Source organism: Ramlibacter aurantiacus, from assembly GCF_016722895.1.
GTDB lineage: Bacteria > Pseudomonadota > Gammaproteobacteria > Burkholderiales > Burkholderiaceae_C > Ramlibacter > Ramlibacter aurantiacus.
In genome coordinates, this window is sequence record NZ_JAEQNA010000008.1 from 223,678 (window position 1) to 237,272 (window position 13,595).

The window sequence follows — 13,595 nt, forward strand, 5'->3', positions numbered from 1 at the left end:
TGCGTCCAAACGGGTCAGCCGCCATTTAATTAGGTGCTTAAGTTCCTGGCGCAAGCCCCGCTTCAATCAAGATTCTTCGCGGGAAAGCACCTGCTAAACCTGGCGTGGTGCGTCCCTAGACTGGCTGGGCTTCTGGAGGGGACAAGCGCCGCTTTTCGCTTTTCAATGTGCGCCCAGAGGCAACGAAATCGACCCGCGTGCGCGCGGGGAATCACTTCATGGAGATCCGATGCCCAAGCTCAAGAACCCTCTTCGTTCGCCACGCAGGAATCACGTCCTGCGGCGCACCCTCATCGGCGCCGCCGCAGGCCTGCTGCTCGGCGCCAGCCAGGGCGCACTGGCCCAGTCGACCACCTGTCCCACCAACTTCTCCGAGCAGCAAGGCACGCTGGCCGATGGCACGCCGTATGGCATGCGGTTTCCGGCGAACTGGAACGGCCTGCTGATCAACGACCTCGACTACTTCGGGGCCCGCGCCTCCGCGCGGACCTGCTACTGGCTGAACCGGGGTTATGCGGTCTCGGGCACCAACCGGCACCCCCTGCGATCGTTCCAGTACGACCCCGCGCAGGAGATCCGCAACCTGCTGCAGGTGGCGGACATCTTCAGCGGGACCTATGGCAATCCGAGCCGCATCGTGCAGTACGGCCATTCGGGCGGCGGCTTCGTCGCGCTGGGCATGAGCGAGACGCAGGCGCATCGCATCGACGGTGTCGTGGCGGGCTGCGCGCACGAGCAGGTGCCGCTGATGAACCAGATGCTCGACGGCTGGTTCGTGCTGCAGAAGCTGATTGCGCCCGAGCTGCAGATCACGCACTTCACCGACCTGACGGCCGTGCCCGCACTGGCCGTGCAGTGGCGTGCCGCCCTCACCGCCGCCCAGGCCACCCCCATCGGACGCGCGCGCATCGCCCTGGCCGCCACCATCGGTCAATGGCCGGCGTGGAGCAGCCCGGCGTATGCGCCACCCTCGCTGCAGGACCTGGAGGCCTTGCAGCAGGCCATGTTCGACACGGCCATGCTGAATGCCGGGCAACCGGGCGGACAGTCGCGCTTCATGTCCGAGCACGCGGGCGGCGTGCCGCCCGCGTCGCCGCGGCAGCTGTCGTGGAACACCGGGGTGGACTACGCCAAGCTGTTCCTGCAAGGCGAAAACGCGTACACGCGCTCGGTGCGCGAACTTTACCGGCGCGCCCAGGCAGATGTGGCGGACGACCTCGCCGTTCTGAACACGTCCTCCCGCGTGCAGGCTGACCCCGCGGCCATCGCGTTCTGGTCCGAGCCCGGCCGCACCGTGCACGGTACGCCCCAGGTGCCGGTGCTGCGCTTCCACACCACCGGCGACAACATCGTGCCGCCGCAGATCATCGACAGCTACGAGCAGAAGATGCGCGCGCAGCAGACCCATCCCCAGCTGTACGCGCGCACCCTGGTGCAGGCGCCGGGCCATTGCACCTTCAGCGCGGCTGAAAGTGCGGCGGCCATGGAGACGCTGCTGCAGCGTATCGAGACCGGCAAGTGGCCCAGCACCCGCCCGGCCGACATGAACGCGCTGGCAAGCTCGCTCATCCCGGGCTCGCAGCCGCGCTTCGTCGAGTTCCGCCCGGTGACCTACAGCCGCCCGGACAACGCGCCACCCGCCACTCGATGACGAACTAGGGGGCGGCGCGTGTCACGATGGCGCGTCTCCCATCGTGAGCTGCAGCCATGGAACACACGCAAGCCCCCTACCTCGCCACCTCCCTCACCGGCCGCATCCGCGAGTTCATCCAGCTGCGCCGCGACATCCACGCCCATCCCGAGCTGGCCTTCCAGGAGCACCGCACGGCGGTTCCTGCAGATGCTCCCGCACCGCGGCCTCCAAGGCCACATGCATAGCGTGCGCGTCGCATCCGAGCGTTGCGGCCATCTGCGCCGAGACCCGGGCCGGCCAGTTCAGCCAGGCGTCACGCTCCGTGCGCGCCAGCTTGAAGACATGCGCGATCGCCTGTGGGCGGTCGACCAGCTCGCCCTTCAGGCGCGCGAGCCGCACCTTGTTGGTCTGCGCCTTGACGACTTCGTTGACGGTACGCGCCTGCAGCAGCGAGGTGCCGCCGACGGGCGGCGCCGGCGAAGGGATCCTGATCGCCGCGGCGAAGCAGCTTCGGCGTGCTCAGCGATAGTGTCGCCTCACCCCAGCCACGCGCCAGCACCGAGGCTTGCTGCAGCAGCAGATCCAGTCGCCTCGCCAGAAACACCGGTTGCCGCTTTTGCAGACCGATTCGCCAGACGCCGGTGGTGATCCGCGCGACGTCCTGGTGGGCCGGCACATTCAGAGCGGAGCGGAGCTTCCTGATCAGCCATTCCTCATCGACCGCCCACGCCTTCAGATCGCGCGCCACGACGGCGACGGGCCCGCAGTCCGGGCATTGCATTCGCAGCGCCGCCTTGTCTCGGAAGATCTGCGCCGTGTGCAGGCCGCAGTGGCCGCACAGGGCAAACTGCTGGTTCACCGCCACCGGCTTGATCGCCTTGAGTTTGACCAGGTGCTCCTGCGCCGATCGCTGTGCAGGCTCGGTCGCGTCGTCGAACCAGTGGTGGCCGGTTTGCCAGCGTTGGCAAACAAGCTCCCATGCCGCCGCATTGCGCGACAACTTCATTCGACGGTGGCGCCCACCAGTTCCGCCGGCACCACCTGTGGTGACAGGCGCTGCTGCGGCTGCATGATGCCCAGGGAGATCAGATAGCCCTCAAGCTGCGCGCGCAGCTTTTCGTCGTACTTGTGCAAGTTCAGGCGGCCACGCCGCGTGACCTCCACCGCAATGACCTTGCCGCGGCTGCGCCCCGCCTCGGGCGGGTAGTACAGGTTGATGCGGGCCGCCTGGATCTCCCAGCCCCGTTGCAATGGGTTGTCCGAAGGGAAGTGATCGGCCGCGAGCTCGGTGACGCAGGCGTGGTCGGCGGACGCCATCGCGGTGAGCTCCACCTTGAAGCTGCGGTCCGGCGCCAGCATCGTGAGGCTCTTCACCTGAAGGGTCAAGAAACCATCGTCCAGCGCCTGCGGCACCTGAAATCCGACACGCAGCCCGCTCAGGTTCAGCGTCGGCTGCTTGATCCGCTCAGCCTGCACCTGGTCGACACCAAGCAGGTGGATCGCGAAGGCGTCTACCAACATCTGCTGGTACTTGGCGCCGCCCTTGATGACGGTCCGCACGACGCCGGTGACCTCCGAGTACTCAAGGACCATGTGGATGGTGGGACTGCCGACGCGCCGCTGCAGCTCAATGCCATCGAACTCCACCCGTTGCATGGCCAGGTCCTTCGCGTGCACGCTCAGGAGCTGGGTGCCGCTCGCGCGGTCCATCAGGTGCGCAATGCAGACCTCGCCGCAACCCATCTCCTGCAGGTAGAAGGCCTTTATCGCAGCGCAGAAACTGGCCAGCGATTCCGCATCGCGTCGTACAGGTAGCTGCACGCCCAGATCGTGCTGCTGCGCCTGTGGGATGTGCTGGTCGGCGTACTCGATGTCGCCGGCCTGCTCAAACAGCAGCGGGTGGTGCATGAACAGCCAGAAGGCGCGGTGCATGTCGCTACGGCACTGGATTAACGCCAGCAGCACTGCGCTGTCGGCGCGCGCCGCCTGGAAAAGCGCCTGCTTCCCGGAGGGCCCTGACAGCCGTGCGCTGGTGTGCAGGCCGGCGGCAATGCGGTCGCGCACGCCTTGATCCGGGCAGGACTGGATCGCCGCAATCAGCCGCTTCGTGCAGTCGGTGTCGTCGCTCCAGGCAAAGCCCTCCGGCAGCGCAAGCCCGGCGCGCGCCAAAAAGGTCGTGAGGGTCTCGTCCACCGGGAGGCCGAGCAGGATGTCGGGATAGGAAAGCGGCTTCAGCACGGTGGGTCCTCCTTCGTCGGCGTGCGCGTCTTTGATGTGGTTCGATACTGGTTGTTTGTCCAGTATTCTACGACAGCTCTACCGTTGGCTCCACCACCTCCGCGCCAGCCCCGTTTGCGACGCGGTGCACCGCACATCGCCGCCAAAACGAGTTACTCCGACCGAGGTCGGCTCCTAGCATCGACGGCGTTTTGCACCAGGAACGCCACCCAATGACAGATATCGAATGCCCCTCTGCCGCCCGCCGACCGGCGGCCGACGTGTTGCCCCGGCACCCGCACCGGGAGATCGCCGAATTACTCGCCGCGGCCATCCTGCGCATGCGCGCCAGGAACGAGCCGGACATCGCCGCCACCGACAGCGAAGTTAGCCTTGGCTTTCCTGGCGACCAGCGCCTGAATGCGAACCCCGTCTACACACAAGGAGTTCGAATTTGACGACGCAACACGCCACGGTGGCCGCGCAGATGGCGCAGCTCACGCACCTGCCGATGCCGCGCCTGTGGGCGCTTTGGGACGAACTGTTCGACCAGCGCCCCGGCCATCACCATCGCACCTACCTGGAAAGCCGCATCGCCTACAAGCTGCAGGAGCGCGCCTTCGGCGGTCTGCCGGCCCACGTGCGCCGAAAGCTGGAGATGATTGGGAAGACCGGCGAGGTGCCGAATTACAAGCGCCGCGCCGACGTCGGGCTCGTGCCCGGGACCACGCTGGTGCGCGAGTACAACGGCATCACGTACCGGGTGCAGGTGCTGGAGGGCGGTCGTTTCGAGCTGGGCGGCCGACCCTACAAGAGCCTGTCCGCGGTGGCACGCGCGATCACCGGCTCGGTGTACTCCGGCCCGGTGTTCTTCGGGCTGAAACCCAGCAGCCGCGAGAGAAAGGCGGTCCGTGCATGAAGGCGGGAACCCCACGCGCCCCGGCGCTCACGCCAAAAAAGCGCTGCGCAATCTACACCCGCAAGTCCACCGACGAAGGCCTGGACCAAGAGTACAACAGCCTGGAGGCGCAGCGCGATTCCGCCCTTGCCTTCATCAGCAGCCAACGGCATGAGGGCTGGCTCGCCATCGGCGACGGCTACGACGACGGCGGATTCTCGGGCGGCAACATTAATCGTCCGTCGCTCAAACGCCTGCTGACCGACGTCGAGGACGGCCGCGTCGACGTGGTGGTGGTCTACAAGATCGACCGGCTGTCCCGGTCATTGGCAGACTTCGCCAAGATCATCGACCTCTTCGACCGGCAAGGCGTCACATTCGTCTCGGTCACGCAGCAGTTCAACACGACCACCAGCATGGGGCGCCTGACGCTTAACATCCTGCTGTCGTTTGCGCAGTTCGAGCGCGAGGTGACCGGCGAGCGGATCCGCGACAAGATCGCCGCCAGCAAGGCCAAGGGGATGTGGATGGGCGGCACGCCTCCTCTCGGGTACGACGTGCGTGATCGGAAGCTGGTCGTCAATGAGCACGAGGCGGCACTGGTGCGGGACATCTTCGCGCGCTACGCCGAAACCGGCTCGGCCGCGCAGTTGGTGCGGGAGCTGCAGATCGAGGGCCAAACGACCAAGGTTTGGGTGGCGCAGAACGGGCGCAGGCACGAGGGCAAGGTTCTCGACCAGCAGTGCCTGTTCACGATGCTGCGCAACCGCCTGTACTTGGGCGAGATGACGCACAAGGGGCAGACCTTCCCTGGCCAGCACGAGGCGATCGTCAGCCAGGAGCTTTGGGCAGCGGTGCAGGCCGTGGTCGACGAGCGCAAGCGCGGTCCCCGCACGCAGTACAAGAAGGAACCAGCGCTGCTCACCGGGCTGCTGTACGCACCGGACGGCCAGCGGATGCTGCCGACGTTCACGCAGAAGAAGAACGGCAAACGCTACCGGTACTACGTGCCGTATCTGGAGAAGCGGCAGACTGCCGGCGCCACCCGGGACGCGAACCGACCCAGCATCGGACCGCTGCCTGCACTGGAGATCGAAGCCGCCGTCCTCGCGCAGGTGCACAAGGCGCTGCAGGAGCCGGAGATGATCGTCGGCGTCTGGCAGGCGGGCATGGCGCTGCGCGACAAGCAGGACCTGGACGAGCCCACGGTGCTCGTCGCGATGCGGCAAATGAGCCAGGTCTGGGAAAATCTGTTCCCCATCGAGCAGCACCGGATCATGCGACTGCTGGTTGAGCGGGTGCAGCTGCACGAGGACGGGCTGGACATCATCTGGCGCGATGACAGCTGGCAACGCTTCCGCCGGGAACTGGAACGACAGCCCTTCGTGGCGGAGCAGCGCGAGGCCGAGTTGGCTGGCCGCGACGAGGAGATGGTGTGATGGGCGATCCGAAGACCCAGGGCGAAAAGGCAGCGGCGCACAGTGTGGTCATCGCGCCATCGGGCAAGTCACGTCAGTTCGAGAGCGGCGGCCGATCCGTGACCTTCGTGCCGCTGTCCATCAAGCGGCGGCACCGAACCAAGATGATCGTGCCTCCCGAAGGCGACACCGGTTTGAGGGGTACGACGTCAATGGATCTCCCGCTGATTCGCACGCTGGGCAAGGCTTTCTACTGGGAGCGGCTGATCGAGAGCGGTGAGGTCGCCAATGCCACCGAACTCGCGCGTCTCTTCAAGTTGGAAGCCGGGTGGGTGTCGGAGGTCCTGCGCATGACGCTGCTGGCGCCGGACATCGTCCGAGCCATCCTCGACGGGCGGCAGCCGCGGCACCTGAATCTGCACGCAGTGCGGGGAAGGCAGAAGGAAGTGCCGCTGGACTGGAACGAGCAGCGAAAGCTGTTCGACTTTGACAGCGCGTAGACGCAGTGATGCGAGGACTGACGCTGCGCTGACGCGTCTACGGCGGTGTTGGCGCGCACAGTCGTAACAACTGCGCTCGAATGTTGGCTGGCGATGCCGTGAGATCCACGGTTGCAAACCGGATGTGGTGCCTCTGGATCGCAACCGTTTCGTCAACCATGTCGCCGACGGAAGGGTGAAGCAGCAGGCCGCTGGCGCAATCTGCAAGAGGATCGCCGCGCCCGACCTGTGACCGCAGGTAGGCGTAGATCTGGTACAGGTACCCGCTGCGAAGGGTCTCCTCTCGATACCAGCCGCCGGTGACGATCGATGTGAATTTGGTGTCAATGACGATTCGCCGACCCGACGCCCCGTGGTCGAGCACCACGTCGGTTCGCATCGTCGGCAAGATCTTGTCAATTCCAGACGTCTTCTGGTCGACTTGCCAGCTCAGCGTACCGCCGCACCGCACGCGCCATCCCTCCGGCTGCAGCACCACGTCATAGAAGCCGCCGACGGCCTTCTCAAACAGTCGCCGGACCCAGGTGGCCTCGCGGTCCGGCAGGTTCAGCACGCTCATTCCTGCCGATTCCGTTGGCAAGGCAAGGTCAAAGGCAAGCCTTGCAGCAGCCACCATCAACCTGTCGTCCGCGTCGTTGCGGCCAAAGCGATCGGTGCTCATCTGCGCGCGAGTGGGCACATCGCCGGAGACACCCATGGCCTTCATGCCGCTGGCAAGTGAGCGGCAGCGATGAGACACGTCCCCCCTCCGCACAATTCTGGAGATGGTCTCCAGTGCAGCCCGGACAAAGCGATTGCGTGGCGTGTCGATGGTCAACTCATCAAATCGACATGCCACCAAGCCACGATCCAGCAGACGATGCCTTTCAGTGTTCAGGACATCAATCCGCCCCCGCACGCGATTGAGGACAGCATCCCGAGAGCGGTAGCCTAAATTGAGACGGCGGCGCTGCCTGACTTCAACTGCGTGGGCCAGGATCTCAGCGACCAGATCCGGGAGGTCGTCAGGGCTGTCCTCCAGGCCAACATTGCCGATGCCGCGAGTGCGGAACAAGTCTGACGCATACAGCATCAGTAACCACAGATTGCGCACCGGAATCCGTCCGATGTAGCCATCTGCGTCAACCGATGCGCTCTCGGCTTGCTCCGAGACCACACCCATCACCAGCTTTGAACCAGCCGCGCGCACGCCTTGAGCGCTTCGTCAGGTGCATCAAACCAATACTCATCGAGCAGCGGCCCGATCTCAGTCTCGACAACCTGCTGGAACCACTTCTTCGTGTCTCCAGCTTCCAGCCTGTGGGCGGGCGTCACATAGCTATGAGCGCCTCCTTAAACGCCGCAATCGCGTCTGGCAGCGGCGGGATGTCTTGCAATGGTGGCAGGACGTAGCGCGAAATGTTCAGGGTCCAGTCTTCGGCCTTGATCTCGTCGAGACTGACCACCCGGGCCGCGTCCTGCACATCGGCAAACCCGCGATACCAGTCGAGGATCTCGGCAGCGTGCTCGGGCTCCAGATAGTTCTGCGCGCGCCCCCGGCGGAACATGCCGGACGCATCGGCGATCAGCACCTTCTTCTTGTGCTTGACCGGTTTGCGCTTGCGCAGGACCAGGATGCACGCGGCCAGGCCTGTGCCATAGAAGAGGTTGGGCGCCAGCCCGATCACGGCCTCGACCAGATCCATCTCCAGCAGCTTCTGCCGGATGCTGCCTTCCACGCCTTTGCGGAACAGGGCGCCCTGGGTGCGTATTTCGGCGATCGTGACCGCTCATTTCGGTCATCGTGACCGCCGGCCTGAAGGAGCAGATTCAGGGCCGTTCCGGCATCGTGACCGCCCGTTTCGGCGATCGTGACCGCCGTGACGGGCGGCGGTGCTGCGTAGGGGTCGAAGTCTAGATTCCGGTTTAGGGCCTCGGGTCAGGTTTTCTGGTCTTCTTTCTCCTTTTGTTGTTTCACCGCCGCGCGAGCGGCGGCCCCCCTGGTGCGTCGCGACTCGCCCTCGAGATGGAAGCGGCGGCAGTTCTGCATCAGCCGATCAAGGATGGCGTCGGCGATGGTGGGGTCGCCCAGCCAAGCGTGCCAGTGCTCGATGGGCAACTGGTGCGTGATGATGGTGGCGCGTTGCCCCACACGGTCGTCGACGATCTCCAGCAGGTCGCCCCGCGTGGTTGGATCAATGCTGCCGGTGCCCCAATCGTCCAGGATCAACACGTCGATCTTGGCGAGCTGCAACAGCCAGCGGCGGAAGCCGCCGGCACCGTGCAGGATGCGCAGCTCCTCGGCCAGACGAGGCACGCGCAGGTACAGTGCCGATCTGCCTTGGCGACAGGCGTACTGCGCCAATGCACAAGCCAGCCACGTCTTGCCCAACCCCGTGGCGCCGGCGAAGGTGACGGTCTCGCCGCGGTCAACCCAGGTGGAGAGCGCCAGACCCATGAGCGCAGCCCGGTCGATGCCACGCACCCCCTCGAAGCTCGCGTCCTCCAGGGTGGCGGTGGGGTACTTCAGCTGGGCGCGTTGCAGCAGCCTGGCGCGCTTGCGGTCGCCACGGGCGTGGACTTCGCGATCGACCAGCAGGGCCAGGCGTTCGTCGAAGGACAGGTCCAGGCAGTTGGCCTGCTCCTGTTGCTGTTGCAGGGCTTCGGCGAAGCCTTGCAGTTTGAGCGAGCGCAGCTGGGAGACGGTAGCGTTATTGAGCATGGGTATTCGGATTTGGAGGTGGGATTCGGTCGTCATTGGTAATAGCCGGGGCCGCGCACATTGGCGTGCGCCGGGCTGGTCCACTCGGGCTGGCCGGCGTCCTGGGGCAGCAGGTCGCGGTTGTTGGCCAGCAGATCGCGCACATTGCGGTAGCGGACGGCGCCCAGCGCCAGGCCGCGCTCGCAGGCCGCCTCCAGGCGGGACTCGCCATAGCGGCGCGACAGGCTGAGCAAGCCCAGGCAGGAGCGGTAGCCGTGCTCGGGATGCTTGTACATCTGCAGCAGTCGGGTGACCACTTCGCCGGTGGCCACGCCGATGCGCTGGCCCCAGTCGATCAGCCGCTGGGGCGTCCACTCGCGGTGCGCCCGGTGCGCCGCCGGCATGTGAGCGTCCACCGTGGTGTAGCCGCCGCGTCGGTCGTTGCGCGCGTGGGCGGCAACCCTTTGGCCGCGCAGCAGCAGTTCCACGCCGCCGCGGGTGAGCCGCGCCTCCAGACTCTGGCCGACCAGCGCGTGGGGCACGCTGTAGCGGTGGCCGTCGACCTCGACGTGATAGTCGATGTGGACCTTGACCGTCTTGAAGCGGGCGAGCTCATAGCGCTGCGCCGGCAGCGGCATGAGCGCCGGCGCATCGAGTTCGGTGAACACACTGGCGCGGCTGCCGGGCAGCTTCTGGAACGGTCGGTCATTGAGGCTGGGAAGCAGCCCTGCGATGGCGGCGTCAACTTGGGCGACCGTGTCGAAGCGGTGATGGCGCAGCCGCGCCAATACCCAGCGCGTGACCACCCTGTACGGCGTGTTCGGCGATGCCCAGTGGTCGAACAAGGAGCGGCTGTCGGATGCCTTGCTCAAGGACCTGATCGAGCACTTCTCCAAGCTGCCGTTCGGCAACAGGAACGTCAGCTCGGATCTGCTGGGCGACGCCTACGAATACCTCATCAAGAAGTTCGCCGACGCCACCAACAAGAAGGCCGGTGAGTTCTACACCCCGCGCAGCGTGGTGCGGCTGATGATCGACATGCTCGATCCGAAGGAAGCCGAGACCATCTACGACCCGGCCTGTGGCACCGGTGGCATGCTGTTGGCGGCTGTGCAGCACGTCAAAGACATGCACGGCGACGTCAAGCGGCTGTGGGGCAAACTGTACGGGCAGGAGAAGAACCTCACCACCTCGTCCATCGCGCGGATGAACCTGTTCCTCCACGGCATCGAGGGCTTCCAGGTGGTGCGCGGCGACACGCTGCGCAACCCGGCTTTCTTCGAGGGCGACCGGCTCGCCACCTTCGACTGCGTGATCGCCAATCCGCCGTTCTCGCTGGAAAAGTGGGGAGAGGACCTGTGGATGAACGACCCCTTCGGCCGCAACTTTGCCGGTCTGCCGCCCTCGTCCAGCGGTGACTTCGCCTGGGTGCAGCACATGGTCAAGTCCATGGCCGACGTCAGCGGCCGGATGGCAGTGGTGCTGCCCCAGGGTGCGTATTTCGGCCCATCGTGACCGGCCGTTTCGGCATCGTGACCGGTGATTCCGGCGATCGTGACCGACCCTCCGTTTCGGATCATCGTGACCCGCCGTTTCGGGATCGTGACCGGCCATTTCGGCGATCGTGACCGCCAGATCGGCGCCCCTGAGGGGCTCTGACCTGCCGGTGATGCTGCGTAGAGAACGCAACCCCTGGCGTCCTACCCTTGACGGTTTTTTCTCCGTCAAGGACCTGGATGCCGACAAAAGGAATGTCTCTACGCATGATCAAGGATGTAATTCGCCTGAAGTGGCAGGCACAGCTCTCCCACGAGCAGATCGCCTCCACCCTCGGGATCTCCAAGGGCGCCGTCGCCAAGTACGTCAGCCTGGCGAACGCCGCCGGACTCGATTGGGAGACGGTGCAGGACTGGAGCGAGCAGCGGCTATCCACCGCGCTGCAGCCGCGCGCTGCGACCTCCCAGCCCTTCGTTGAGCCCGACTGGAACCGCGTTCACCGCGAGCTTGATCGCAAGGGCGTGACGCTGATGCTGCTGTGGCAGGAATACGTGGCCGCTCACCCTGAGGGCCGCACCTGGCGCTACACGCAGTTCTGCGAGCACTACAAGGCTTTTGCAAAGACGCTCAAGCGCTCGATGCGCCAGCACCGGCTGGCCGGCGAGAAACTGTTCATCGACTTCGCCGGCCCCACCGTGCCGCTGACCGGCGGCACGCGCGCCCAGGTGTTCGTCTCGGCGATGGGCGCCTCCAGCTACGTCTTCGCCTGTGCGACGCCGGCGCAGCGCCTGGACGACTGGATCGAATGCATGGTGCGGGCACTGAGCTTCTACGCTGGCGTGCCGCAGTTGGTCGTCCCAGACAACGCGCGCGCCGTCATCGCCTCACCGGATCGTTACGAGCCGCGCGCCAACGACACCGTGCTGGACTTCGCCCGCTACTACGGCACCTCGATTCTGGCGGCGCGGCCGCGCACTCCGCGCGACAAGGCGACGGCCGAGAGTTCGGTGCAGGTGTCCGGATTGGCCTTCTCGATCTCCCGCATCGCGCGCTGGAGGGCTGCACCGACATTGCTCGCCTTGGTGCGAACATCGTTCCAGTGGCAGTCCTCGGGGATTTGGAAGCGGTGCGACTCCGGAAACCAGGCCAGTTGCTCGTCGCCGTTCTCGTCAACGATCTCCTGGTACTCCTCGTCCCAGACATCGCAGATGCGCTTGAAGAACAGAAGCGGAAAGATGTAGGTCTTGAAGTCAGCCGCATCCACCGGGCCGCGCAGGATGTTGGCGGACTCCCAAAGGTGCCCTTCGAGCTGGCTGAGGGTGATTTGTCGGTCGCTCAAACGCGAAACCCTTCTTCTTCGTTGCCGGCGGCCGGCCTGTGTCCTGCTTGGCCTTCATAACCGCCGAATGGGTTTCGCGGATTTTCATTCTGACAGGCCAGTCGATTACTTTTAAAGATGAGCAGATTATGTGTGCGCCACCTGAGCCGAGCAACCTGCTAGGCGACCGCCGCCGTGTTCGAGCGCCGCACCGAGGCTGACTCAGTGCATCAGGCGCGTGGCCGCGTGAAAGTCGCCATAGCACCGAATTCACGCTTTCACACCTCGGGGGACCGCCTGATCCGGGATCCAGGTTCGTTTCGAAGATCCGCCACCACTGGCAGTTAGGAACTGCGCTGCGCGACACACGGGCAACCTATTGAATGGAAACGGCTTCTGCGTGTGCCAGATCGACGCCGTTCTCCATTATTTTTAGAGAACAGAGAGCGGAGAAGAATCGAACGGTAGCGGAACCAGGCCGATATGCGAGGTCGGCCTTCAGTGCGTGGCACACGCAGAACCGCCCGGAACCCCGCGTGGCGCGGGGAAAGCCCAGAAACGACAACGCCGACTGAGAACAGTCGGCGTTGAATTCTGGTGGCCTGGGGCGGAATCGAACCACCGACACGCGGATTTTCAATCCGCTGCTCTACCAACTGAGCTACCGGGCCAAGAGCCTGCAAGTATACATCACGCGCTTCCGCGCTTTCCCCGGGAGAGGTCCACGCCGAGTTGCTTGAGCTTCCGATAGAGGTGCGTGCGTTCGAGTCCCGTGCGCTCGGCCACTCGGGTCATGGAGCCGCCTTCACGGGCCAGGTGGTATTCGAAGTAGCACTTCTCAAATTCGTCGCGCGCCTCGCGTAAAGGCTTGTCGAGCTCGAAGGTCTGCCGGGCCTGCGGGCCCAGTTCCACGACCGGAGGCAACGACTGGCCACCGGTCATGGCGGCTTCGACGGTGAGCTCGGCGCCCAAGGCCGCGATGGGCACGGCGGCGACCGGACGCGTGGCCACGATCCCGGGACGGGCGAGGGCCGGCGAGGCCGCGGCCGCGACTGCCGCAGCCGCGACGCGGTTCAGGCCGGTCTCGACGGCCTTGAGGAGCTTCTGCAGCGTGATCGGCTTTTCGAGAAACGATTGGGCACCGATCTTGGTGGCCTCGACAGCCGTCTCGATGGTCGCGTGTCCGCTCATCATGATCACGGGCATCGTGAGCAGGCCCGTGGTGGACCACTCCTTGAGCAGGGTCACGCCGTCGGTATCGGGCATCCAGATATCCAGGAGCACGAGGTCAGGCCGCATGCGCTGACGAGCGGCGCGAGCTTGGGCGGCATTTTCTGCCAGCTCGACGTTGTGCCCCTCGTCGTTCAAGATTTCGGAGAGCAGGTCACGAATGCCCAGCTCATCGTCGACCACCAGTATGTTTGCCATGTTGGA

At 65.2% G+C, this 13,595-nt stretch carries 13 protein-coding genes, 1 tRNA gene and 3 pseudogenes; 7 read left to right on the forward strand and 10 right to left on the reverse strand.

What is annotated here, in order from left to right:
• Positions 1-229: 229 nt before the first annotated feature.
• Positions 230-1,651 (forward strand): alpha/beta hydrolase family protein, encoded by a 1,422-nt coding sequence (locus JI739_RS19800; RefSeq protein WP_201685658.1) that lies wholly within the window; start codon positions 230-232, stop codon positions 1,649-1,651.
• A 114-nt stretch (positions 1,652-1,765) separates the two neighbouring features.
• Here the strand turns inward: JI739_RS19800 and JI739_RS19810 are convergent.
• Together JI739_RS19810 and JI739_RS19815 are read right to left on the reverse strand one after the other, a co-directional pair.
• Positions 1,766-2,101: pseudogene (locus tag JI739_RS19810) on the reverse strand (hypothetical protein); the annotation flags it as partial.
• A gap of 534 nt (positions 2,102-2,635) precedes the next feature.
• Complete coding sequence (locus JI739_RS19815; protein ID WP_354003764.1) at positions 2,636-3,871, reverse strand: hypothetical protein; 1,236 nt, start codon at positions 3,869-3,871, stop codon at positions 2,636-2,638.
• A gap of 212 nt (positions 3,872-4,083) precedes the next feature.
• Here JI739_RS19815 and JI739_RS19820 point away from each other — a divergent pair, with 212 nt between their 5' ends.
• Genes JI739_RS19820 through JI739_RS19835 form a run of 4 tightly spaced genes read left to right on the forward strand, consistent with a single transcriptional unit; the run spans position 4,084 to position 6,666 of the window.
• Positions 4,084-4,308 (forward strand): hypothetical protein, encoded by a 225-nt coding sequence (locus tag JI739_RS19820; protein ID WP_201685659.1) that lies wholly within the window; start codon positions 4,084-4,086, stop codon positions 4,306-4,308.
• Positions 4,305-4,769, forward strand: a complete 465-nt coding sequence (locus JI739_RS19825) for a DUF2924 domain-containing protein (protein WP_236589893.1) — start codon at positions 4,305-4,307, stop codon at positions 4,767-4,769. Before JI739_RS19820 ends, JI739_RS19825 begins: the two co-directional genes overlap by 4 nt.
• On the forward strand, positions 4,766-6,187 hold the full coding sequence (locus JI739_RS19830; protein WP_201685660.1) for a recombinase family protein: 1,422 nt from the start codon (positions 4,766-4,768) through the stop codon (positions 6,185-6,187). Before JI739_RS19825 ends, JI739_RS19830 begins: the two co-directional genes overlap by 4 nt.
• Positions 6,187-6,666, forward strand: coding sequence for a hypothetical protein (locus tag JI739_RS19835; RefSeq protein ID WP_236589894.1), 480 nt, complete (start codon positions 6,187-6,189; stop codon positions 6,664-6,666). The genes JI739_RS19830 and JI739_RS19835 overlap by 1 nt, the downstream gene beginning before the upstream one ends.
• Before the next feature lie 37 nt (positions 6,667-6,703).
• Here the strand turns inward: JI739_RS19835 and mcrC are convergent, their stop codons facing one another.
• The 5 genes and pseudogenes from mcrC to JI739_RS19860 form a co-directional block, all read right to left on the reverse strand.
• The gene (gene mcrC, locus JI739_RS19840) at positions 6,704-7,828 is read right to left on the reverse strand and encodes a 5-methylcytosine-specific restriction endonuclease system specificity protein McrC (RefSeq protein WP_201685661.1); all 1,125 of its coding nucleotides are present in this window, start codon (positions 7,826-7,828) and stop codon (positions 6,704-6,706) included.
• Positions 7,828-7,980: a hypothetical protein gene (locus tag JI739_RS19845; protein WP_201685662.1), complete on the reverse strand. Its 153-nt coding sequence runs from the start codon at positions 7,978-7,980 to the stop codon at positions 7,828-7,830. The genes mcrC and JI739_RS19845 overlap by 1 nt, the downstream gene beginning before the upstream one ends.
• Complete coding sequence (locus JI739_RS19850; protein ID WP_354003769.1) at positions 7,977-8,426, reverse strand: N-6 DNA methylase; 450 nt, start codon at positions 8,424-8,426, stop codon at positions 7,977-7,979. Before JI739_RS19850 ends, JI739_RS19845 begins: the two co-directional genes overlap by 4 nt.
• Positions 8,427-8,584: 158 nt before the next feature.
• A complete protein-coding gene (gene istB / locus JI739_RS19855; RefSeq protein WP_201685663.1) occupies positions 8,585-9,367 on the reverse strand; it encodes an IS21-like element helper ATPase IstB in 783 nt (260 codons plus the stop codon).
• A gap of 32 nt (positions 9,368-9,399) precedes the next feature.
• A pseudogene (locus tag JI739_RS19860) lies at positions 9,400-10,149 on the reverse strand (Mu transposase domain-containing protein); the annotation flags it as partial.
• Positions 10,150-10,153: 4 nt separating this feature from the next.
• Here JI739_RS19860 and JI739_RS19865 point away from each other — a divergent pair.
• Positions 10,154-10,861: an HsdM family class I SAM-dependent methyltransferase gene (locus JI739_RS19865; RefSeq protein ID WP_435531624.1), complete on the forward strand. Its 708-nt coding sequence runs from the start codon at positions 10,154-10,156 to the stop codon at positions 10,859-10,861.
• A 221-nt stretch (positions 10,862-11,082) separates the two neighbouring features.
• Positions 11,083-11,859, forward strand: a pseudogene (istA, locus tag JI739_RS19870) (IS21 family transposase); the annotation flags it as partial.
• Here the strand turns inward: istA and JI739_RS19875 are convergent.
• The 3 genes from JI739_RS19875 to JI739_RS19885 form a co-directional block, all read right to left on the reverse strand.
• Positions 11,784-12,107 carry a type I restriction-modification system subunit M N-terminal domain-containing protein gene (locus JI739_RS19875; RefSeq protein WP_354003770.1) on the reverse strand — a complete coding sequence of 108 codons (324 nt, stop codon included), beginning with the start codon at positions 12,105-12,107 and terminating at the stop codon, positions 11,784-11,786. The pseudogene istA and the gene JI739_RS19875 overlap by 76 nt on opposite strands.
• Positions 12,108-12,756: 649 nt before the next feature.
• Positions 12,757-12,832 (reverse strand) — tRNA-Phe (locus tag JI739_RS19880).
• A gap of 19 nt (positions 12,833-12,851) precedes the next feature.
• Positions 12,852-13,589 (reverse strand): response regulator, encoded by a 738-nt coding sequence (locus JI739_RS19885; RefSeq protein ID WP_201685664.1) that lies wholly within the window; start codon positions 13,587-13,589, stop codon positions 12,852-12,854.
• Positions 13,590-13,595: the final 6 nt, after the last annotated feature.

Bases quoted from the DNA above. Each gene is read 5' to 3' on its own strand.
- JI739_RS19800 (WP_201685658.1), top strand. From the start codon at position 230: ATGCCCAAGCTCAAGAACCCTCTTCGTTCGCCACGCAGGAATCACGTC.
- JI739_RS19820 (WP_201685659.1), top strand. From the start codon at position 4,084: ATGACAGATATCGAATGCCCCTCTGCCGCCCGCCGACCGGCGGCCGAC.
- JI739_RS19830 (WP_201685660.1), top strand. From the start codon at position 4,766: ATGAAGGCGGGAACCCCACGCGCCCCGGCGCTCACGCCAAAAAAGCGC.
- JI739_RS19835 (WP_236589894.1), top strand. From the start codon at position 6,187: ATGGGCGATCCGAAGACCCAGGGCGAAAAGGCAGCGGCGCACAGTGTG.
- mcrC (WP_201685661.1), bottom strand. From the start codon at position 7,828: ATGGGTGTGGTCTCGGAGCAAGCCGAGAGCGCATCGGTTGACGCAGAT.
- istB (WP_201685663.1), bottom strand. From the start codon at position 9,367: ATGCTCAATAACGCTACCGTCTCCCAGCTGCGCTCGCTCAAACTGCAA.
- JI739_RS19885 (WP_201685664.1), bottom strand. From the start codon at position 13,589: ATGGCAAACATACTGGTGGTCGACGATGAGCTGGGCATTCGTGACCTG.